This window comes from Vibrio sp. DNB22_10_4 (assembly GCF_052879755.1).
In genome coordinates this window covers 1-243 of record NZ_JBNNXW010000113.1, presented here as the reverse complement: position 1 = coordinate 243, position 243 = coordinate 1, and the positions used below count along the sequence as shown (strand labels likewise).

Sequence of the window (243 nt, the reverse complement as noted above, 5' to 3'; positions counted from 1 at the left end):
CCGTAGGCACCCGGGCCGCGCGGTGCATCGAACACGCGCATCTTTCCGCTGGCGGGGTCCAGCTCACCGTAGATGCCGCTCTGTCCGGTAAACCACAGGTGTCCTTGCTTGTCGAAAACGGCGGTGTTCAGGTTGGCGCCGGTGCGGTTCTTCGGTAGCGGAAAACGCGTGACGGCGAGCGTTTTCGGGTCAACGCGCACGATGGCATTGAGGCCGCCATCAGTAATCCACGCTGCCTGGTCG

1 protein-coding gene is annotated in these 243 nt (G+C 63.8%); it reads right to left on the bottom strand.

What is annotated here, in order from left to right:
• The coding region (locus ACVA6Q_RS24875; protein WP_446649258.1) for a hypothetical protein at window positions 1–243 on the bottom strand (243 nt) is incomplete at both ends.